Here is a 19,379-nt window from a genome sequence, read left to right as displayed (position 1 = left end):
GATGAACCTGTCCCCCCTCAATCGCCGCCGGTTCGAGCGGTTCAAGGCCAACAAACGTGGCTGGTGGTCGCTGTGGCTGTTCCTGATCCTGTTCGGGCTGAGCCTGGGCGCCGAGCTGATCGCCAACGACAAACCCCTGGCCGTGCATTACGACGGCGACTGGTATTTCCCGGCGCTCAAGCGCTACCCCGAGACCACCTTCGGCGGCGAATTCCCCCTGGAAGCCAACTACAAGAGCCCGTATATCCAGGAGCTGCTCAAGGCCAAGGATGCCTGGACCTTGTGGGCGCCGATCCCGTTCAGCTACCAGAGCATCAACTACGACCTGAAGGTCCCCGCCCCCGCGCCCCCTTCAAGCGTCAACCTGCTGGGTACCGATGACCAGGGGCGTGACGTGCTGGCGCGGGTGATCTACGGCTTTCGCGTATCGGTGCTGTTTGCCCTGACCCTGACCGTGCTCAGCTCGATCATCGGCGTGATTGCCGGCGCGTTGCAGGGGTTCTATGGCGGCTGGGTCGACCTGGCCGGGCAGCGCTTTCTGGAGATCTGGTCGGGGCTGCCGGTGCTCTACCTGCTGATCATCCTCGCGAGTTTCGTGCAACCCAACTTCTGGTGGCTGCTGGGGATCATGCTGCTGTTTTCCTGGATGAGCCTGGTGGATGTGGTGCGCGCCGAGTTCCTGCGCGGGCGCAACCTTGAGTACGTGCGCGCAGCACGGGCGCTGGGCATGCAGAACGGCGTGATCATGTTCCGCCATATCCTGCCCAATGCGATGGTCTCGACCATGACCTTTTTGCCATTCATCCTTACCGGCGCCATCGGCACCCTCACCGCCCTGGATTTCCTTGGCTTCGGCCTGCCGGCGGGTTCGCCGTCGCTGGGTGAACTGGTGGCCCAGGGTAAATCCAACCTGCAAGCGCCGTGGCTGGGCATGAGTGCCTTTGCCGTACTGGCGATCATGTTGAGCCTGCTGGTGTTTATCGGCGAGTCCGCTCGCGATGCGTTCGACCCGAGGAAATGAGATGAATCCGGACAATCTGATCGAAATCCGTGACCTCAGTGTCGAGTTTGTCACCGGTGAACATCACCACCGCGTGGTCAACCAAGTGAGTTTCGACATCAAACGGGGTGAGACCCTGGCACTGGTCGGCGAAAGCGGCTCCGGAAAGTCGGTAACGGCCCACTCGATCCTGCGGCTGCTGCCCTACCCGTTGGCGCGACACCCGAGCGGCACTATCGAATACGCCGGGCAAGACCTGCTGACCCTTAAAGAAAAGACCCTGCGGCATATTCGCGGCAACCGCATTGCAATGATCTTCCAGGAGCCGATGACCTCGTTGAACCCGCTGCACTCCATCGAGAAGCAAATCAACGAAGTACTCGGCCTGCACAAGGGCCTGACGGGCAAGGTCGCCACCCGGCGCACGTTGGAATTGCTGGAGCTGGTGGGCATCCCCGAACCGCACAAACGCCTCAAGGCGCTGCCCCACGAATTGTCCGGCGGCCAGCGCCAGCGGGTGATGATCGCCATGGCGTTGGCCAATGAGCCGGAGCTGCTGATCGCCGATGAGCCGACCACGGCCCTGGATGTCACCGTGCAGTTGAAGATCCTGGAGTTGCTCAAGGAGTTGCAGGCGCGGCTGGGCATGGCGCTGTTGCTGATCAGCCACGACCTCAACCTGGTACGGCGCATCGCCCATCGCGTGTGCGTGATGCAGCAAGGTTGCATCGTGGAGCAGGCCGAGTGCGAGACATTGTTCCGGTCGCCCCAGCACCCCTATACCCAGGAATTATTGGCAGCAGAGCCCAGCGGCGGGCCGGCCGGCAATGAGGTCGGCCCACCGTTGCTGGAAGTAGACGACCTGAAAGTCTGGTTCCCGATCAAGAAGGGCTTTTTGCGCAACACCGTGGATTACGTCAAGGCGGTGGACGGCATCAATTTCAGCCTGCCCCAGGGACAAACCCTGGGCATCGTCGGTGAAAGTGGCTCGGGCAAGTCCACCCTGGGCCTGGCGATTTTGCGCCTGATCGGCAGCAAGGGCGGGATACGCTTCGAAGGCCAGCAACTGGACACGCTTACCCAGCAACAGGTGCGCCCGTTGCGCCGGGAAATGCAGGTGGTGTTCCAGGACCCATTCGGCAGCCTGAGCCCGCGCATGTGCGTCAGCGAAATCGTCGGCGAGGGCTTGCGCATCCACAAGATGGGCACGCCTGACGAGCAGGAAGCAGCGATTATCGCAGCGCTCAGGGAAGTGGGCCTGGACCCCGAATCCCGTCATCGCTACCCCCACGAATTCTCCGGTGGCCAACGCCAACGTATCGCCATCGCCCGCGCCCTGGTGCTCAAGCCGCGCCTGATTCTGCTGGACGAGCCCACCTCGGCCCTGGACCGCACGGTACAACGCCAGGTGGTTGAGTTGCTGCGCGGCTTGCAGGCCAAGTACAACCTGACGTACCTGTTTATCAGCCATGACCTGGCGGTGGTGAAGGCGCTCAGCCATCAACTGATGGTGGTCAAGCAAGGCCAGGTGGTGGAGCAAGGCGATGCCAAGGCGATTTTTGCCGACCCACAACATGCCTACACCCGCCAGTTGCTCAAGGCCGCCTTTTTGGTACCTGCCTGACATCACATCAAGGCTGACGCCACTGGCGGTGTGTGTAAAGATCAGCCCTCGATCTCTCAAGGGATGGAGCCACCGCCATGTCGCTGAACACCACTGCCCGCCCCGCCCAGGCGCCTTGTTTCTGGCGCGACGAACGCTTGCCGTTTATCGAGGCGCGCACCATTGCCGACGGGCGCAAAGTCACCTATACCCGGCACGCCCATGAGCACTTTTCCATCGGTGCGATCACCACGGGGCGCAGCTATTACCACTACGACACACAGACGTTCGAGATCAGCGCAGGCACCGTGGTGCTGATGAACCCCGGCGACGTGCACGCCTGTAACCCTATCCAGAATGAGCATTGGTCCTACCATATGCTCTACCTGGACACACCCTGGCTGACCGACCTGCAGCACCAGTTGGGTTTCAGCACCGACCAGGGTTACCGCCCGTTCAGCACCCCCTATACCCTAGACGTCTCGCTGTACAACGGCTTATTGGCGTTGTACCGACTGCTGGTGGATGAGCAGGCCGAACTGCTGCACAAACAGAGCGCGCTGGTGGGTTACTTCAGCGAAGTCCAGCAGCGTTTGAACCCCTCGCTTACGCCGATAAGAGAGGTCAATCACAAGCTGGAGCGTGCAGCGGACTTCATCCGTGAACACTGCACCGAGGCGTTGAAGCTGGAGGACATTTGCCTGGCAGCCGAGCTGTCGCCGTCGTACCTGATTCGTGCCTTCAAGCAGTATTACGGGCTGACACCCCATGCCTTCCTGGTCAATCGCCGTATCCAGTTCGCCCGCGCTCGATTGCGCGACGGCGAACTGATTGCCGACGTCGCCCTGGCCGCAGGCTTTGCCGACCAGGCGCACTTCCAGCGCACGTTCAAACAGCACTTTGCCGCCACGCCCGGGCAGTACCGCGAGAACCTCAAGCCATCAGCAAATAACCCACACTGGCCACCAGCAACGCGGCCATTGAGCGGTTGAACAGGCGCACGCCCTGCGGGTTGTTCAAGTAGCGACGTAAGAACGTCCCGGCATACGCCCAGCACGCTACCGACAGGTAGCAAATCACCAGGTAAAGCGCCGCAAACAGCCATACCTGCCCCGCATCGCCATCGGCCACGAACAGCCCCATCCCGGCCACGCAGGCCAGCCAGGCTTTGGGGTTGAGCCATTGCATGATCGCGCCGTACAGCATCGATGGCGCGGTAGCGGCGCCTTCAGCGTCAAGTCGACCGTCATCCATCGCCAGTTTCCAAGCCATATACAACAGGAAAGCCACCCCGCCCCACTGGATCACCTGAGTCAGTATCGGCCAGCGCACCAGCACTTCATGCAGCCCCAGGCCGATCAGCACCAGCAGTAAAGTGAAGCCGACTGCCGCGCCGAACACATGTTTCTGGCTGGCGGCAAAGCCAAAGCGTGCACCGCTGCTCAGGGCAACCACGTTGACCGGGCCAGGGGTAATGGAGGTGGCCAGGGCGAAAGCGGCCATGGAAATGATCAAGCTCATTGCAGTCCCTTCTTGTTATGTCAAACACAGGTGACTTCACGGTAAAGGCTCAGACACTGCAGATATTGAACAAAATGCCCCTTGGTGAACATTTGTGGTGATTCTGTAAAGGCGTGATTCCAGGCCACCTATCTCGGTTAAGGTAGGCGCCCTTTGGCCTTGACTCACTCTTCATGTCAACACTCAAGCACCTGCTGGTACTGCTCCCGCTGATCATCCTGTCCCAGTCTGCCCACGCCCAGCCCGGCGCTGTGCGTTGGCAGCCGTGCACCGACAGCCCGTTCGACAATTGGTTTGACGCTGAGCCACCGGAGGATCTGCTGTGCGGCTATGTTGAGGCGCCTTTGGGATATTCGGGCCACGCCAAGGCGGACAAGGTACGACTCGCGCTGACCCGCTTGCCTGCCACCAGCGTCAAACAGGGCAGCGTAGTGGTGATCAGCGGGGGACCGGGGCTGCCCGGGATCAACCCCTTCCTGGCCGATGACGACACCGTGGCCAGGCTCACGCGGTCCTACGACATTATCGGCTACGACCCGCGAGGCGTGGGGCAGTCAACACCGAAGATTTCCTGTGCCTTGCCCGAGCGGGACGAAAAAACGGTCATCGACGAAAACGACGTTGGCGCCTTGGAAGCCCAGGTCCGCAAAACCCTGGCCGCCTGCATCGAACATACCGGCGCAAAGGTCTTGCAGCGCATGGGCACCGACGACGCGGTCAATGACCTTGATGTGATCCGGGCTGCGTTGGGCGAACCCGGTTTAACCGCAGTGGCCTACTCCTACGGCACCCAGGTCGCGGCACTCTATGCCGAACGTTTTCCAGCGCAAACCCGTGCATTGGTGCTGGACGGCGTGGTGGACCTTTCAGAGGACGATTACACCCAACTACTGAATCAGGCTCGCGGCTACCAGCAGACCTTCAAGCGCTTTGCAGCGTACTGCGCAAAAAACCGTGACTGCCCTTTACCGCCCGATGAGGCGGGAGCGAACGAGGCGTTTCATCAACTATTACGCCAGGTATACGACACAGCCTTGATCACGCCCGACGGGGACGAAGTGACCGCCGACGACCTATTGACCACCACTCAAGCACTGCTGCTGTGGTCCGACCGCTGGCCCGAGCTGATGGCTTTGTTGCAAAAGGCCAACGACAGGATCGCCGATGAACAGGTAGCCGGGTTGATTGACGAAAACGTCGGGGAAGATGCCGATGATGCCCTGAGCGTAATCTCTTGTGCAGACGTCGCAATCCCGGGTCGCGATGTTCAGTTATTGCGCAAACAGAGACAGGCGATTCGAGAGGCCTCGCCCTTCACCAATTACCTGGCGGTGCAGCAGTCGGGCCTGGAACTGTGCGACCTGTGGCCATGGCGCGGCACACTTTCAGCCCACGTGCCGGTGGCCGCACCGAGCCTGCCACCGTTGCTGTTTGTCGGCCAGCGATTCGATCCGACTACGCCCTACATCAACGCACGGCAGATGGCGAAATGGTTTAAAAGCCCACTGGTCACCCGTGAGGGAGACGGGCACACCCTGGTGCTCAACGGCATCGACCGCTGCGTGGACGAGGCTGTCGTCGACTATCTGCTGGCGCCTCGTGAGACCAGAACGGACAAGACCTGCCGCTAGCCAAGTGCCGAGTGGTGGGGCAAGAGCGTCTGGCTATCCGGTCGTCCCCACCGCCGGATCAAACCACCGCCGCCCGCTCGCGCACAAAGCGCGGCAACTGATCACCCGGCAATGCCTTGCTGAAATACCACCCCTGGATAAACAACTCAGGTCCCGTACTCAAGAACGCCAGTTGCTCGGCAGTCTCCACCCCCTCCACTACCACGCCCAGGTTCAACGCCTCACAAAACCGCAACATGCCGGTCAGCACCTGGGCGCCCTTGGGGTCGCGCTGGGCCACCACAAAACTGCGGTCGATCTTGATAAAGTCCACAGGGAACTGGTGCAGGTAACTCAACGCGGAAAACCCGGTGCCAAAATCATCGAGATACACTTTTGCTCCGGTGGCCTGCAGTTTATGGATGGTTTGGCGGGCGGCGGGAATATCGCTGACCAGCGCATCTTCGGTGATTTCCACCGACACCCGGCCATCGGCCTGGGCAAGAATTTCCACCAGGCGATCACCATAGGCGGCGTCCTTCAAGGTGGCACTGGAAATGTTTATGGTCATGGGCAGTTCAAAGCCGATCTTGCGCCACTTCTGATACTGGCGCACGGCCTGGGACGCCACCCACACGTCCACGTCCGGCATCAGCCTGGCTTGCGCCAGCCATTGCAGGAACTCCCAGGGTGAATGCACCGTGCCGTGGCTGTCCCGGGCGCGCATCAATGCCTCGCACCCGGTGCACAAGCCGGTACGGGTAGACACCTGGGGTTGGAATTCAAGGTAGAACTCGTAATCGCTGATCTGCTGGATCCGGCTCAATTCAACGGCCTGCCGCGCCAGGGTCCGGTGGGAGGCCATTACCGGATCGAACTCCAGCAGGCGGCCTTTTTCTTCGAGTCCGCGAAAGGTCATGTCCAGAGACTTGAGGTAAACCGTGCCACCGTCGATGGACTGACGATGAATGGCCCGCACGTAGGGCGCATACACCAGCGTGCCCATGCCCAACAGCAACACTTGCAGGGCCACAGCCGCCACGTCGCCATGGGTGCTGAGGTAGGCATTGAGCAGCACCGGCGCGGTAAACGGCACGCTGGCCACCGCCGGCGAGACCCAGCCCAATTGCACCACCGTCAAAGCCACCATCGCGTTGAACGCCGGCACCAGTAGAAACGGTATGAACAAACGCGGGTTGAGAATGATCGGCAAGCCAAACAACAGCACCTCGCTGACGTTGAATAACGACAACGGCAAGCTGGCGATCGCCAGCAACCGCATGGAGTGGCTGCGGGAAAACACCAGGATCGCCAGCAGCAGGCACAAGGTCGCGCCCGATCCGCCGATAAACGCAAAACTGCCGAGCAGGCCGTTATTGAGCAGGTATTGGACCGGCTGTCCCGCCGCCAGCGCCGCACCGTTGAGCACCACGGCCTGGTCCAGTACATCGAACAACGGCTGCATGGCATAGACGCCGTGAATGCCGAAGAACCACAGCAGCGAATTCATCAGCGTTACAAACAACCCAGTGCTGTAAGGCGATTGCAACGCATCGAGCACCTGAGGCCCCTGCAATTGCGCCACGTAGGGAATCAGCAACAGCAACGTCAGTATCATCACCAGTGACAACGCCGTGATCGCGCCAGGGATCACCATGTTGATGGTGCCCTTGAGGTTATGCCCAACCAGGTCTTCGTTGACCAGACGTGTCCAGCGAAAACGGTGCAGCCAGGCAATGGCCGGCACATTGATCAAGGGCGAAGCGATGGCAATAAACAGCAGGAAGGTGGCCGACGCCCGGGGATACTCGCGCAATACGAACGTGGCAACCACCACGTGGGCCAGGCACAGGAAGGCGACCGGCAGCTGTGGCAGGCGATGCTGGATCGCCAACATGTAACCGATGGAGGCCGCAACCAGCAAGGGAATCACCGAGCTGATCTGGTTGTGCAACCCCGCCAGGAAACTCACTACCTGAGGGGCGAACCCCAACGCCTGGGCGCACTCGGACAGGATCAGGAATCCGGCGGATACCAACAAACACGGCAGTATCCACAACAACCCCTCGCGAATCGCACGCAACGACTCGGTGCTGGCCAAGACCGCCAGGCGCTGGGTAAGGAAAAGTTTGAACAGCGTTTGCGCCATGAGCCGTTCTCTGCCCGTCACCTATTGCCGCTGGAAGCCAGGGCCGGAAACACACGCTAACGCTACACGCCCTGAGTGCAGGAGCGAAAGACTTTTGCCAACCCGTACCGCGCTTCTTGGGATAAAACGCACGATAGCCGCACCTATTTCCCACCGAATTATCGAACTTTCTGACTTGAAGCAACCCCTAAGGCTATCTGAGTCGGTATCATCCGCGTCCGTCTGCGTGTTAAAGGATGTTACAACTTGCAAACCAGCAGGTACGCAGTCAGGGAATCAGGCCTGGAACGACAACAGGCACAAAGGAGAGAGCTTCACTATGCAAGACAAGCGGTCAAGCAACATGCGTCCCCTATTTGTCACCATTTTGCTGTGGTTGTGCAGTGTGGTGCTGCTGTTTGTAATCAAGAATGTCATTGAGCTGTTCACCGGGCCTGTCGCTGAAACCTGGGTTGACCTGGCATTGGTGCTAGTCGCTTACCTGATGTTCTTCTTGCTGGCGCCGTTGCAGAACTGGATGCGACGCAGAGCCCGCAAACGTGCGCGCCTTCACCCCAGCGCGCACTCAGGCGATTCCAAGTCCCGTCCTTCGCACTAAGGGCACATCCTTGTCAGCACCCAGCGATACTTACCAGCTCGCCTTGGACAGGTTTTTGCGCGATCAGCCACACATCGCCGCTGAGCTGGACAACCTCAACCCGTTGGCCGCCCAGGCCAGGGGGGAAACCCTGGCGCAGTATCGCGCCGAGCGCTTGCACGAAGCGTTCGAAGCCCACGCGGAGCAGCAACACCTGTTCGCCTGGGAACTGACCCTTAAACTGACGGCCGACTCCACCGAAACCTTCGAGGCCCAGCGCCGCGAAGTGCATAAAGAAGTCGCACAGATGGCCGGTATGGACTGGGTGGAATATTGCCAGCTGCATGGCCTGGCGGTCTGACCTTTACCCTACAAGCACCAGCGTGGCCGGCTACAGGCCATCACTTGGCGCAATTCGGCGACTGTTACGGTTCGACGCTGCGGATCTATCGCCAACGCCGAATGTAATGCCGGCCAGCAGTGCCTGGGTAATTGCGCGGGCCGGGCCAGCCGGTCAGTGAAAGAGCGTGCGCCGATGCGCTGGCCACTAGCCAGCTCATACACAATGCAGGCCATGCCGTATACGTCCGCAGCGCCGCTCAGCGCACCGCCGTCCAGTAACTCCGGGGCCGCGTAGGCGGGTGTCCAGGCATTGAAACGAGTACGGCTGACACTTGGCAAACCCATCGCCTCCTGCGTCTGAGCATGCCCCAGGCCAAAATCGAACAAACATACGCCCTCCTCTCCTACCATGACGTTGGCGGGTTTCACATCGCCATGCAGGACGTTCTTCTGGTGGATGTAGGCCAAAGCATCCAGCAACTGCAGCGCGATGGGTTGCAGTTCCTGCCAGGGCAAACCATAGGGGCACTCCAGCAGCAGCCGGTCGAGGGTCACCCCTTGCAGCAGCTCCATGGTGAAAAACGCAATTTTGCTGTGGGTGTCGACCTCAAAGGAAAACACCCGTACCACACGGTCATGTCGCAGGCTGCGAGCCAACGCAAACTCGCCGTACAACAGCACATGCGCGTCGGGGCACTGGGAAATGGACTCGCCCAGCAGCTTAAGTGCCACCCTGGAGCAAGGCTGGCCCAATTGCTCATGCAACAGATCGCGCGCGCGGTACACCACACCCATGCCGCCGCTGCCCAGGACGTGCTCAAGGTGATAACGCCCTGCCAGCAGACGGGATGGTGCGACCGCCAGGTTCAAGGTTGCACCACAACTGCGGTCAGGTCATCTCGCACCGGCCTGCGCAACGCCCCGGCGAATAATTGTTCCACCGCCTGCCGGGGCGTTCTCCTGCTCAACGCCCGTCCCACCTCGACATGGCTGAGGGTCTGATACAGGCCATCGCTGCACAGCAGGAATACATCCCCAGGGCGAGTACTGAGCTCCAATACCTCAAGGTCCAAACGCGAGCGCGCACCAACGGCGCGGGTCAAGGCCCTGGCATCGGGGTGCGCCTGGGCTTGCGCCACGCTGATATGACGCTCGTCCATGAGGCGCCGCAGCAGCGAGTGATCCTTGGACAACTGGTACAAGTTCTGGCCCCGCCATAGATAGCAGCGACTGTCTCCAGCCCAGACACAGGCCGCCCGCCCGTTCTCCAACAGCAAGGCAACCACGGTACTGCCCATCGTCGCGCCATCATTTGTGTCGGGCTCTGTCCACGCGCGCCGCAATCGCTGGTTAACGCCTTGCAAACTTTCCCGAACGGCATTGATCCGTTGATGGAGGTTGCCATGAGCCGGCACTGAAGCCAGGTGGCTGACCACCCAACGACTGGCGACATCACCGTGCCGATAGCCGCCCATTCCGTCCGCCACAGCCCAGCAACCGCCATGCGGGTTGTCCAGAAACGCATCTTCATTACGCAGCCGCGCCTGCCCTCGCTGGGTGCGCCCGGCACTGCGCCAATGGGCGCCGGCCTGGCTCACAGTTGCTCCGGCAATCGAAAGGTGCGCCATGTGTCCATATCAAACGGCCCTGGCGTGCGCTGGCTGGTCAGCAGGTAATTGGCGCGCAGACCGGCGAGGTCTGCCTTGAAAATCTGCATATTTGCACCACTTGCGGGTTCTTTCTGCAGCAGATCGAAAAACCGGAACAGCGACCAGGCGCCTGCGTTTTTCTCGATGCCCAACGGGCGCTGCTCCGTACCTCTGTCCAGCACAAGGCTGCTGCGCCCATTCTCTGCCTCGGTGGGCCAATGAAACGGCATGGGCGTGATCGGGCCGTGCCGATATTCCAACTGCTGGTCGCCAAACCGCAGTACGGCTCGGCTGACCGATTGGTCCAGGCTGTAGGGCGCCAAGGTAAATCGCACAGATAACTCCCCCGAGTCCTCGCTGAAAAAGCCGCGGCGGATTACCTGGGTTTTCGTCAGTTGGTCCAGCAGCGAGCGCGAAACCGGCAAACTCTGGCCATCCAACCCACGCAACCTGTAGCGGCTGCCATCGGCGCTGATGAAAGGCCGAAGATATCCCTCATAAAAACGTGCCATTACCCCCTGCGGCTTGAAGAACTCCTGAAAATCATGCAGCGCAACATCACTGCTTGCATGGGCATTGAATGGATAACGTCGGCGAAGGGCCTTGGCATAAAGGCTATGTACGTCGCTTTGATACCGTTGATTGACATGCACATACGCCTGCTCCAGCAAATGCCGCCAACTGTCGTCGGCCACGCCCTCGAACCAACCGGCAAGCGGCAGCGGCAGACGCGCAGCAGCATCACGCAAATTGCCCAGTACATCCTGCTGCCCCTCCATACGCTGTCGAGCCCGCAGGAAGGCCGCCTGTTCTGGCGCACTGTCACGGTTCAATGCCGTGAGTTGCAGGTGCAGCTCACCGAGCAAACGCAACGCCTGGGCCAGCTCTGCGCCGGGGTTGTGCTGCTCATCGAGCAACTGATGCAAGGGTTCAAACCGCTGCTGCAATGCCCGCCGTGGCGCATCGTCAAAAACCGACTGCCCATCCGTCGACGTCGCCTTGGCCAGCCCTGCCAGCTCTCCCGAATGCTGGGACACCTTATCCAGCAGCACATGGCCTGGCAGCAAACGAGTGTTTTCACGCAACTGCTGCAATAGCCGAATCAAGGGGGACTGTGCCGAGGTCAGGCTCATGAGCTGGTCGGCATCCTGGCGCAGGCTGTCAGTCTGTTGCAGCCTGACTCGTCCGAGTACGTCGCTCCAGGCATCGGCATACTCACTGAAGTAGCGTTGCTGCAGTTCTGCCATCAACCGCCGCAGATCCTGTGGCCCCAGGTCGGTGCCCTGCCCCAGCACCCAATTATCCTGAGCGATGGCATTGACCAGCCTCGGGCCCTGCGCCTCAAAGTACTGCACATATCTTTTTGTATAGAAACCGGGAACAGGCGGGTCGATCGTGGCAAATACCTTACCCTCGGCCAGGCGCAACGGTTCCAGGTTGCGCGCTTGTTCGCGCAATACTCGATACACGCCATCGGCCAAAGACTCCCCTCTCAGCACTTCGCGGGCCTGGGCCACTCGTTCATCGTTGAGCGGTGTGACAAACGGCCGTTCAAGCAGCCGCGCCAAGTGCTCCCCCAGACGCTTCTGCGTGGGCATATCCCCGGCAAAACGCACCGACCAAAGGCCTGTCACATGCTGTGCCAGCCAGGTGGCGTCACGGCGCTCGCGCAGATTGAGCATCAAATACGCACGCAGGTTATCCAATAACCGTTCGCGGTCCCCCAGGCTTGCGTCTATCTGTTCTTCAAGCTGCGCGGTTATCCAGGCCAGCAGTTGCTGTTGCAGAGCCTGCTCATAAGCCTGGTCTACCCAGGGACGACTCACCTCGCCCTGATACAGGCCGAGGCGCTCGACCAAGCGCACATCCTGCGCCGCCGGAAACACCCGGGTCGCCGCCAACCGCGCATCCAACAGCCCCAACAACGCCGGGCTTTCATCGTTTTGAGCCCCTGTGGCCGGCATCGTCTGGGCGACCAATGCCGCCAGTTGGACCAGGCGTAGCTGGTTGACGCTGTAGCTGTACATCCACAGGCCACCGACACCGCCAAGAATCAGCGCGACTGTCATCGCTTGCAGGCCCTGGCGCTGACGGATGCGCCGCTGCTCCTGGGCTTGCAGGCTGGCAAGACCGGCTTCGGCAAAGATCACCTGGCTGAACAGCCCCCTCACAAAACGTGCATGCCTGTCATCGGCACAGGTCAGGAAGAACCCTCGCAAACCATTGATGGGTTGGTAGCGATGAGCAGAAAAGGCCATTTCAGCGAACAGGCTTACGCGCTCACCGACGCGTGCCGCCTGTTGGGGAAACTCCAGGATCTGACCACGACGTTCAACGTTGCCCTCCTGGTGCAGTCGCGCAATCAGCTCACCGTTCAAACGCTGCAACAATCCCTCGACGGCCTCGTGCACCTGAGTAATTTCAGCCATGCCGCTGCCGACGTCCAGTGGCTGCCCCAGCGGACTGTCGGCACTTTCCCCATGGGGTGAATCAAAGAACTCAGCGAATCCCGGCAATCGATCAGCCTGGGTCAACACCAGATAGATCGGCACATCCACATGTAGCGTTTGCCGGATCTCCTGCAAGCGCGCGTGCACACGACGGGCATGGTGATCCAGGTCGTACTCGCTGGTGTTGAGCAACGTGTCTACTGACAGCGCCACTACCACGCCGTTGAGCGGGCGCACCCGGCGGCGCCACCTGAGGAGATTCAGCAGGGTGGCCCAGCCTGCGGCATCCACTGCACTGTCAGGTTGGGTCAGATAGCGCCCCGGGGTGTCGACGAGTACGCCTTCGTCGGCGAAATACCACTCGCAATGAGCACTGCTGCTCGTCGGTCGCCTGTCAGCGTGTTCAGGCGATAACTGCAAGCCGGCTGCCGCCAGCAGCTGCGTCTTGCCACTGCCCGGCTCACCAATCAACAGGTACCAGGGCAACTCATGGCGCCAACGCGCGCTGCGCTCTCCATAACGGCTGGAGGTTTTCAGCAGGTGAACCGCATCCTTGAACCGAGTGCGTACGCAGCGGTATTCGTTCTCCACACGTGTCGACGGCTGCTGGCGGGGCTGGCGCTCAGACCGTGGACGCCGGGCGGCACGACCACCGCCGGCAAGGACCATCACCAACCCCCAAAGCAGAAACACGACACTGATGGTGACCAGGCGAGCCGTCGCACCCTGCCAAACAGGCTGATCATTCACCGCCAGCAGCGGCCCCCAAAACCACACCACTGCCGCACACGAAAGCGCCAGCAACAGGCTCCAAACCCAAGTCCGGCCCAGCACGGCGCCCACACCCTTGAAGAATGCGCTCATTCTTTGCTCCCTGCGTTTACAAGGACGTGCGGATCAAATCCGACGCCGAAAATTGAAGCGGTTGCAGCGCGTTCGCGCGCTCCTTGCTCAGCACCCAGGCAAATCCTGTGTACATTGCCAGCAAGCAAACCAGGGTGAAGATGACCAACCAGGTAACGGGAACAACGCACAACCCCGTACGCCGGCTCGCCCCGTGCATCGCGGGCACGGTTGGCGCCGGCGACGGCTCCCCGCGTACGTGCCGGATCTGGCGATACAAGGCATCGCGAACACCCTCCAGTTGCGACATGCCGCGCTCCATCACTCGGTATTTGCCCTCGAACCCCAGGGATAGGCACAGGTAAAGCAGCTCCAGCATCGGCAGGTTCTTCACCGGGTCGCGTGATAGACGCTCCAGCAGTTGGAAAACTTTTTCGCCCCCGAAGGTTTCGTTATGAAAGCGGCTCAACAGGCTAACCTTCGACCATTCACTCTGTGCCCCCCACGCCGTAGTAACAACCGCCTCATCGATCACACTGCACAACACATAACGCGCCGACATGACTTGGCTGCTTTCAACACCGCCCTGCAAGGCGCGGGTTTCGAATTGAGTCACCGTCAATGACAATCGGTCGTTGAGCGTGCCCAGGTCTTCGCGACCAGAGCAGACCCTGAGCGCCATGATCTCGGACAACACAGCCCAAGCCGCAGCCACCAGCGGGTTGAGCCCAGCCTTGAAGCTCGACGCATCGAGCATACGGCCGGCATAGATCATGCGATCTTCCAGCTGCTCATAGCGTGGCGGCGATGGGAAGTCCGTCAATGCCCCCTGTGCAGGCCCATGACCCTCGCGGTCGAGCAGGACGGTTCTTTCATCCTGTGTGTACTCACTGTCCATGGCATTCAATTCCTGATGGCCCAAAAGTTGAGTTCAAGCCCGGCGAAGTCACCGCCTACGTGGAACGCGAAACCGCCCGACTGCTGCAATTGCGCGATCTCGGGGGCACTCATATCGAGGATGAAGTAGGTCTTGCCGGCATGAAACGGAATCTGCCGCGGCGCCACTGGCAGCGGCTTGACCTTGATACCGGCCAGGTGCAGGTTGACCAACTCACGTATGCGCTCTACCGGCCCGACTTTCAGGTGTGCCGGCAGGCGCTGGCGCAGTTCCTCTGCCTCACACTGCGCGGTGGCTGCCAGGATGAACGTGGCCGTACCGAGCAATTTCAACTCGTTGACCGGGCAGACCAGAACGCCGTACTGGCGTGGTTGCAATGTCAATTCGATCGCATGTTGCTCAAGCACCACCGACAGGACGGCGCGTAGGCGCTCCATCAACCCACGAAAACTGGCGCCCTGGTCGCTGTGTCGATAATGCACGTCCAGCTGCGCGCGTTTACTGTCACAGGCGAACGTTGATAGCTCGCCGAGCATCGACACCAACAGGCGGAACAGCGCTTCGGGTCGAACCTGGGCCTGGCTCAGGCAGTGCCGCAGCGCAAGTTCGGTACGATTGATCACCTGCAGCATCAGGAAATCACCGAGTTGTGTGCTTGCAGCCGTGCTCTCGCCACGAATGCGCGCCGCGATGGCATCGCCGCGGCTGGCAAGCAGACCGACGACTTCGTTAAGGCACGACGCCAAGTAGCCATGCTCCTGCACGAAAATGAAGGTCGGGATGAACGCGGTATCCAGGCTCACGCCCCCTTCACCGCTGACGTCCAGTACCTGGGCAACCTTGAGTTTGACGAAGCTCTGATCACCCGCCTGCTCGCCCAATACAAGGCGTAAGTCGGGCCGTGCGCAGCTGATTCGGCAACGCGCATCTACACCCAGGTTGGAGTCTCCCACTTCCACTTCGCATCGCAGGTAACGCGCCAGAACATCGCTCTGTTCAGGCTGGCGGACCTCAAGGTGATTGCCGCTGGCCAGGGGCAGTGCCAGGTAAATGCCCTGCCTGCCCGCATCAGTTGGCACCTGCAACACCAGCGGTTCCATAGCGGCACTCAAATCAAACAAGCTACCGTCCGGCAAGACGCCACTCGCCTTGTTGACCACCAGTTTGCCCAGCTTTAGGTATTGCTCATTCAATTCCAGCGTAAGGAAGCCCCAGGCATCACTGCCCAACAGGCGCGTCTGGTTGAGTTGCTGCTGGTAATAGCGGTCGTTGTGCTGCAAGTGCTGTGGCCGCAGCAACATGCCTTCTTGCCAGATCACTTTATGAACAGGCATCTCAGCGCACCTCCATCCCGGCGAGCGAGTCGACGACGCGTATACCGTCCTGGTCCAGCACCAGATCGGCACGGTTGCGCTGGTGCATAGTCACGGGGATCAACTGCCGCCATTGAACGTGCGGCAAGTCTCGGTAAGCCGCCAACACCCCTACAAAACGACTGTCGGGACCGATACGGAGTTTGAGCGCCAGGTGGTCACCTGGACGCAGCTCGACTTCCTCACTGCTTACCCAGTCCTTTGCCAGCAATTGCTGCGCCTTGTCATACAGGCTGAAGAAGTCGGCATGTTCGAAGGCTACGCCATGGCGCAGTTCGATCAACTGCACCACCACGGGAGAGGGGCGACCGTGCAGGTCAGGGTTGACGTGCTCGTTGGCGGTCAACACAACGTCCAGCTTGGTCAGCGTGGAAAAAGGCGATACGGCGCTGCAACCCGCCAGGAAACCAAACAAAAGCAACACCAAAGCACGGGTAGCTCGATACATGAATATCATCCTGAAAAATCAATGTGCAGGGAGGAGATCAGGCGCACCTGTTCTTCATAGGCCGTGGCGAAATCTCCGTTCAACGGGCGATCATTCAACGGCCCTTGCGCCACCAAACGCTGGTAGTGACGCTGGTAAGCACGCCAACGCGCGCCATCGGTGAAAAATCGTGGCGGCTTGCCCTGAGATTCAAAGCACCAGGCCAAATGGTTCGGCTCGAAGGCCGTGTACACCTTGTTCACGGTGCTGCGACAGGCAGCCTGCAGCGCGACCTGATGCACCTGCAGCTCCCGATGAGCCTGACCAATGGCCCGCGAGGCGGGCATTTGGCCCAAAGCCCCTGTATCCAGCAGTGCGGATAACGCCGCGTTGGTGTCGCTGAACATTTTCAAGGGGTTCTGGGCTGCGCCCTGACTGTCGAACGACGACCTCCCCCATTCGTGATGCAACTCTTCACGCGTGCGCAGGGCTTGTTGCAGCCCCTGGATCGTCAAGCGAAACAAGCCCGCCACCTTGATCGCCAACACCTCCCTGGCCGCTGGATCGAGTGCGTCGAGCCCCACGCCCAAGGCCGCCGCGAACTGTGACCAGAACACTTCATCAGTCGAGGGTGCCATTGCACTAACGTGCACCGCAGCAACCTCTACCCCGGGCTCTGCCCGGCGCGGGAATGTCACATGCTCCCTATCGGTCCCGTGGCGTTCGGCCCACACCCCTTGCTCATCAACGGCCTCGCTCAATGCTGCCAGGTCATCCGAGATGGCCTGCTGCTGGTGCTCCAGGTCCAGCGCGTGCAGAGGATCCAGGGACAGGAAGGCATCATCGGGAATCGGTACTGCCGCACTGGCACGCAGCTCGCCGCAAGGTCGTGCGGGTTGCAACAAACGCGCACGTAGCACCAACGCCCCAAGTTCGAATACATCGCCATCATTGATCAATCGCGCCTGCCCCTTGCGCAGGCGTTCAGCACTGCCTGCCACGCCAATACCGTTGCGGCTGATATCAGTCAGGAAATAGCGTCCCTCACGGTAACCGACTAATCCATGGTGACTGGAGAGCACGCGGCTGGGGTCGGGTATCACCCAGTCACATCCGGGGCCGCGGCCAATCACGCCGCCCACTGCGTCAAATACTTTGTGGGCCGAGGGTTCGGCGCTGGCGCTGTCGACCGTACAGACCTCAAACACAAGCTGCATCGTCATGATCCCTCTATTCATCGGCCACGAATAATTGCCTGTGGGTCACCCAGAGGACGGTACTCGGCATCATCGAACACGTAGTTGGCGTTACAGCCACCCAGCAAACACAACACAAGCAACACGGCGTGCCATGGACGGTCAGGCATCAGGTTTCTCCCACAGTAAAAATCAAGTGCACCATTAGCATTTCTCCCTGGCATCGCCGACGGGGATATTCAAGCGTGCAAGACGGTAAAGCAGCGTGCGTCGGGCAACCCCTAGCTCCCGCGCGGTACGGGTGCGATTGCCATGGTTCTTGTGCAAGCAATCGAGCAGGAACACTCGCTCTACTCGTTCCATGCGCTGGCGCAGCGTCACATCGTCGCTCGCGGCCGGCGCCGCAGTCGGTGGCAGCGCCAGGTGCTCCGGCAAGATCACGCCGGCGTCACACAACAACACGGCACGCTCAACCATGCATTTAAGCTCGCGTACGTTGCCGGGAAAGGCGTGGCCGGACAGTTGATCAAGGGCCAGGGTGGACCAACCCACGGGAGACCTCTCCAGCGCCGCGCACGCCTCGTCAGTGAAATAGCGCGCCAGTTGCAGCAGGTCGCCGTCTCGCTCGCGCAGGGCCGGTAACGTGATCGGAAACTGCACGAGCCGGTAATAGAGGTCTTCGCGAAAGCGCCCCTCGGCGACCATCGCAGCGAGGTCGCGATGAGTGGCCGCAATGATCCGCACGTCGACCTTATGCGCCGCGCTGGCACCCAGCGGCCGGACCTCGCCCTCCTGCAAGGCCCGCAGCAATTTGGCTTGCAGTGCCAGCGGCATGTCGCCGATTTCATCCAGCAGCAACGTACCGCCGTGCGCGGCATCAAACAGACCCGCATGATTGCGCTCGGCCCCCGTGAACGCACCTTTGCGATAACCGAAGAGCTCGCTCTCAAGCAGCCCTTCAGGGAACGCTGCGCAGTTCTGCACGACGAAGGCTTTCTCCCGGCGCGGGCCGGCCGCATGAATGGCCCGAGCTACCACTTCCTTGCCGGTACCGGTCTCGCCGCACAGCAGTACGGTATACGGGGTATGCAGGACTTTACTGATCAAATGGCACGTCTGTTTCATCGCCGCACTGGAGCCAATCAATCCGTACTCCCTGGCCAATGGCTTGTTGCACCTGAGCCTTGAATCAACGTTGGGCTGCATACTGCGCAGTACCAGCAGCTGGTTCACGGCGAAGCTGCCCAACTGCGCCAGGGAGGTTGCGTAGCCTTGCAACTGGCCCGGCTGTTGCCGAGCGCACAGCAGCACACCGGCGACCCGCTCACCACGATTGAGCAACGGCACGCTCAACAGCGCCCGCCAGGGCTTCACCGGTACGGGCAGGAAATTAACGTCATGGCAACTGTTCTGTACATCTTCCAGGCTCAGGACAGCACCTTGGCTCAAGGTATGGTTCAACAATGGTGGATGGTGCAGATCAGCATCTGCGACCGCGACGACCATCGATGCCGCCTCGGACAAATGTTGGGCAATCAGTTCAAGGCGACCGGTCACTTCATTGAGCAGGTAAAACTGGCTGAGTTCGCACTGGCTCAGTTGTGCCACACCGGCGACGAGCGCGTCAGGCAGCGCCTGTTCATCACGGCACAACGCCAGGTGTGTAAAGCAGGCGGCCAGCGCATTGGCGTATACCAGTGGGTCGGACAATTCGCCTGGCAGGTCCACATTCATCATGATC

17 protein-coding genes are annotated in these 19,379 nt (G+C 60.6%); 6 read left to right on the top strand and 11 right to left on the bottom strand.

What is annotated here, in order from left to right; all coding sequences use genetic code 11:
- The first annotated feature begins 1 nt into the window (after nucleotide 1).
- The 3 genes from E4P01_RS07710 (at nucleotide 2) to E4P01_RS07700 (ending at nucleotide 3,595) form a co-directional block, all read left to right on the top strand.
- On the top strand, nucleotides 2-1,021 hold the full coding sequence (locus E4P01_RS07710; RefSeq protein WP_216091550.1) for an ABC transporter permease: 1,020 nt from the start codon (nucleotides 2-4) through the stop codon (nucleotides 1,019-1,021).
- Between the two features lies 1 nt (nucleotide 1,022).
- Nucleotides 1,023-2,624 carry an ABC transporter ATP-binding protein gene (locus E4P01_RS07705; RefSeq protein WP_078821523.1) on the top strand — a complete coding sequence of 534 codons (1,602 nt, stop codon included), beginning with the start codon at nucleotides 1,023-1,025 and terminating at the stop codon, nucleotides 2,622-2,624.
- Nucleotides 2,625-2,701: 77 nt separating this feature from the next.
- Nucleotides 2,702-3,595, top strand: coding sequence for an AraC family transcriptional regulator (locus E4P01_RS07700; protein ID WP_078821524.1), 894 nt, complete (start codon nucleotides 2,702-2,704; stop codon nucleotides 3,593-3,595).
- Here E4P01_RS07700 and E4P01_RS07695 read toward each other — a convergent pair.
- On the bottom strand, nucleotides 3,537-4,124 hold the full coding sequence (locus E4P01_RS07695; RefSeq protein ID WP_032803577.1) for a LysE family translocator: 588 nt from the start codon (nucleotides 4,122-4,124) through the stop codon (nucleotides 3,537-3,539). The two genes, E4P01_RS07700 and E4P01_RS07695, sit on opposite strands and share 59 nt — an antisense overlap.
- A gap of 173 nt (nucleotides 4,125-4,297) precedes the next feature.
- Here E4P01_RS07695 and E4P01_RS07690 point away from each other — a divergent pair, with 173 nt between their 5' ends.
- The gene (locus tag E4P01_RS07690) at nucleotides 4,298-5,755 is read left to right on the top strand and encodes an alpha/beta hydrolase (RefSeq protein ID WP_216091551.1); all 1,458 of its coding nucleotides are present in this window, start codon (nucleotides 4,298-4,300) and stop codon (nucleotides 5,753-5,755) included.
- Nucleotides 5,756-5,813: 58 nt separating this feature from the next.
- Here the strand turns inward: E4P01_RS07690 and E4P01_RS07685 are convergent, their stop codons facing one another.
- Nucleotides 5,814-7,883, bottom strand: coding sequence for an EAL domain-containing protein (locus tag E4P01_RS07685; protein ID WP_078821526.1), 2,070 nt, complete (start codon nucleotides 7,881-7,883; stop codon nucleotides 5,814-5,816).
- A 343-nt stretch (nucleotides 7,884-8,226) separates the two neighbouring features.
- On the opposite strand from E4P01_RS07685, the gene E4P01_RS07680 reads away from it, so the two are divergent.
- Entirely contained in the window at nucleotides 8,227-8,481 is a 255-nt protein-coding gene (locus tag E4P01_RS07680) for a hypothetical protein (protein ID WP_228309798.1), read from the top strand.
- A 10-nt stretch (nucleotides 8,482-8,491) separates the two neighbouring features.
- Nucleotides 8,492-8,821 carry a DUF6388 family protein gene (locus tag E4P01_RS07675; protein ID WP_032876009.1) on the top strand — a complete coding sequence of 110 codons (330 nt, stop codon included), beginning with the start codon at nucleotides 8,492-8,494 and terminating at the stop codon, nucleotides 8,819-8,821.
- An 8-nt stretch (nucleotides 8,822-8,829) separates the two neighbouring features.
- On the opposite strand, the gene E4P01_RS07670 is transcribed toward E4P01_RS07675, so the two are convergent.
- From E4P01_RS07670 to E4P01_RS07630, 9 genes are read right to left on the bottom strand one after another with little or no spacing between them, the layout of a single operon-like run.
- On the bottom strand, nucleotides 8,830-9,672 hold the full coding sequence (locus E4P01_RS07670) for a serine/threonine-protein kinase (RefSeq protein WP_078821528.1): 843 nt from the start codon (nucleotides 9,670-9,672) through the stop codon (nucleotides 8,830-8,832).
- Complete coding sequence (locus E4P01_RS07665) at nucleotides 9,669-10,430, bottom strand: PP2C family serine/threonine-protein phosphatase (protein ID WP_050549295.1); 762 nt, start codon at nucleotides 10,428-10,430, stop codon at nucleotides 9,669-9,671. Before E4P01_RS07665 ends, E4P01_RS07670 begins: the two co-directional genes overlap by 4 nt.
- Entirely contained in the window at nucleotides 10,397-13,765 is a 3,369-nt protein-coding gene (gene tssM / locus E4P01_RS07660) for a type VI secretion system membrane subunit TssM (RefSeq protein ID WP_216091552.1), read from the bottom strand. Before tssM ends, E4P01_RS07665 begins: the two co-directional genes overlap by 34 nt.
- Before the next feature lie 16 nt (nucleotides 13,766-13,781).
- Entirely contained in the window at nucleotides 13,782-14,642 is an 861-nt protein-coding gene (gene icmH / locus E4P01_RS07655; protein WP_216091553.1) for a type IVB secretion system protein IcmH/DotU, read from the bottom strand.
- A 5-nt stretch (nucleotides 14,643-14,647) separates the two neighbouring features.
- Nucleotides 14,648-15,976 (bottom strand): type VI secretion system baseplate subunit TssK, encoded by a 1,329-nt coding sequence (gene tssK, locus E4P01_RS07650; protein WP_216091554.1) that lies wholly within the window; start codon nucleotides 15,974-15,976, stop codon nucleotides 14,648-14,650.
- A gap of 1 nt (nucleotide 15,977) precedes the next feature.
- Nucleotides 15,978-16,463, bottom strand: coding sequence for a type VI secretion system lipoprotein TssJ (tssJ, locus tag E4P01_RS07645; RefSeq protein WP_032876027.1), 486 nt, complete (start codon nucleotides 16,461-16,463; stop codon nucleotides 15,978-15,980).
- Nucleotides 16,464-16,468: 5 nt separating this feature from the next.
- Nucleotides 16,469-17,665 (bottom strand): type VI secretion system-associated FHA domain protein TagH, encoded by a 1,197-nt coding sequence (gene tagH / locus E4P01_RS07640; RefSeq protein WP_216091555.1) that lies wholly within the window; start codon nucleotides 17,663-17,665, stop codon nucleotides 16,469-16,471.
- A gap of 11 nt (nucleotides 17,666-17,676) precedes the next feature.
- Entirely contained in the window at nucleotides 17,677-17,808 is a 132-nt protein-coding gene (locus tag E4P01_RS07635; RefSeq protein WP_078821533.1) for a type VI secretion protein, read from the bottom strand.
- Between the two features lie 34 nt (nucleotides 17,809-17,842).
- Nucleotides 17,843-19,372 carry a sigma 54-interacting transcriptional regulator gene (locus E4P01_RS07630; protein WP_216092169.1) on the bottom strand — a complete coding sequence of 510 codons (1,530 nt, stop codon included), beginning with the start codon at nucleotides 19,370-19,372 and terminating at the stop codon, nucleotides 17,843-17,845.
- Nucleotides 19,373-19,379: the final 7 nt, after the last annotated feature.

The organism is Pseudomonas sp. NCIMB 10586, from assembly GCF_023127895.1.
Taxonomy (GTDB): domain Bacteria; phylum Pseudomonadota; class Gammaproteobacteria; order Pseudomonadales; family Pseudomonadaceae; genus Aquipseudomonas; species Aquipseudomonas synxantha_A.
The sequence above is the reverse complement of the archived record's forward strand: the minus strand, read 5'-3'. Positions and strand labels throughout refer to the sequence as shown.

Coding starts and splice junctions, on each gene's coding strand:
- E4P01_RS07635 (WP_078821533.1), bottom strand. CDS start 17,808: ATGCCTGACCGTCCATGGCACGCCGTGTTGCTTGTGTTGTGTTTGCTG.
- tssM (WP_216091552.1), bottom strand. CDS start 13,765: ATGAGCGCATTCTTCAAGGGTGTGGGCGCCGTGCTGGGCCGGACTTGG.
- E4P01_RS07710 (WP_216091550.1), top strand. CDS start 2: ATGAACCTGTCCCCCCTCAATCGCCGCCGGTTCGAGCGGTTCAAGGCC.
- E4P01_RS07680 (WP_228309798.1), top strand. CDS start 8,227: ATGCGTCCCCTATTTGTCACCATTTTGCTGTGGTTGTGCAGTGTGGTG.
- E4P01_RS07685 (WP_078821526.1), bottom strand. CDS start 7,883: ATGGCGCAAACGCTGTTCAAACTTTTCCTTACCCAGCGCCTGGCGGTC.
- tssJ (WP_032876027.1), bottom strand. CDS start 16,463: ATGTATCGAGCTACCCGTGCTTTGGTGTTGCTTTTGTTTGGTTTCCTG.
- E4P01_RS07705 (WP_078821523.1), top strand. CDS start 1,023: ATGAATCCGGACAATCTGATCGAAATCCGTGACCTCAGTGTCGAGTTT.
- E4P01_RS07700 (WP_078821524.1), top strand. CDS start 2,702: ATGTCGCTGAACACCACTGCCCGCCCCGCCCAGGCGCCTTGTTTCTGG.
- tagH (WP_216091555.1), bottom strand. CDS start 17,665: ATGACGATGCAGCTTGTGTTTGAGGTCTGTACGGTCGACAGCGCCAGC.
- tssK (WP_216091554.1), bottom strand. CDS start 15,976: ATGCCTGTTCATAAAGTGATCTGGCAAGAAGGCATGTTGCTGCGGCCA.
- E4P01_RS07690 (WP_216091551.1), top strand. CDS start 4,298: ATGTCAACACTCAAGCACCTGCTGGTACTGCTCCCGCTGATCATCCTG.
- E4P01_RS07695 (WP_032803577.1), bottom strand. CDS start 4,124: ATGAGCTTGATCATTTCCATGGCCGCTTTCGCCCTGGCCACCTCCATT.
- E4P01_RS07630 (WP_216092169.1), bottom strand. CDS start 19,372: ATGAATGTGGACCTGCCAGGCGAATTGTCCGACCCACTGGTATACGCC.
- icmH (WP_216091553.1), bottom strand. CDS start 14,642: ATGGACAGTGAGTACACACAGGATGAAAGAACCGTCCTGCTCGACCGC.
- E4P01_RS07665 (WP_050549295.1), bottom strand. CDS start 10,430: ATGGCGCACCTTTCGATTGCCGGAGCAACTGTGAGCCAGGCCGGCGCC.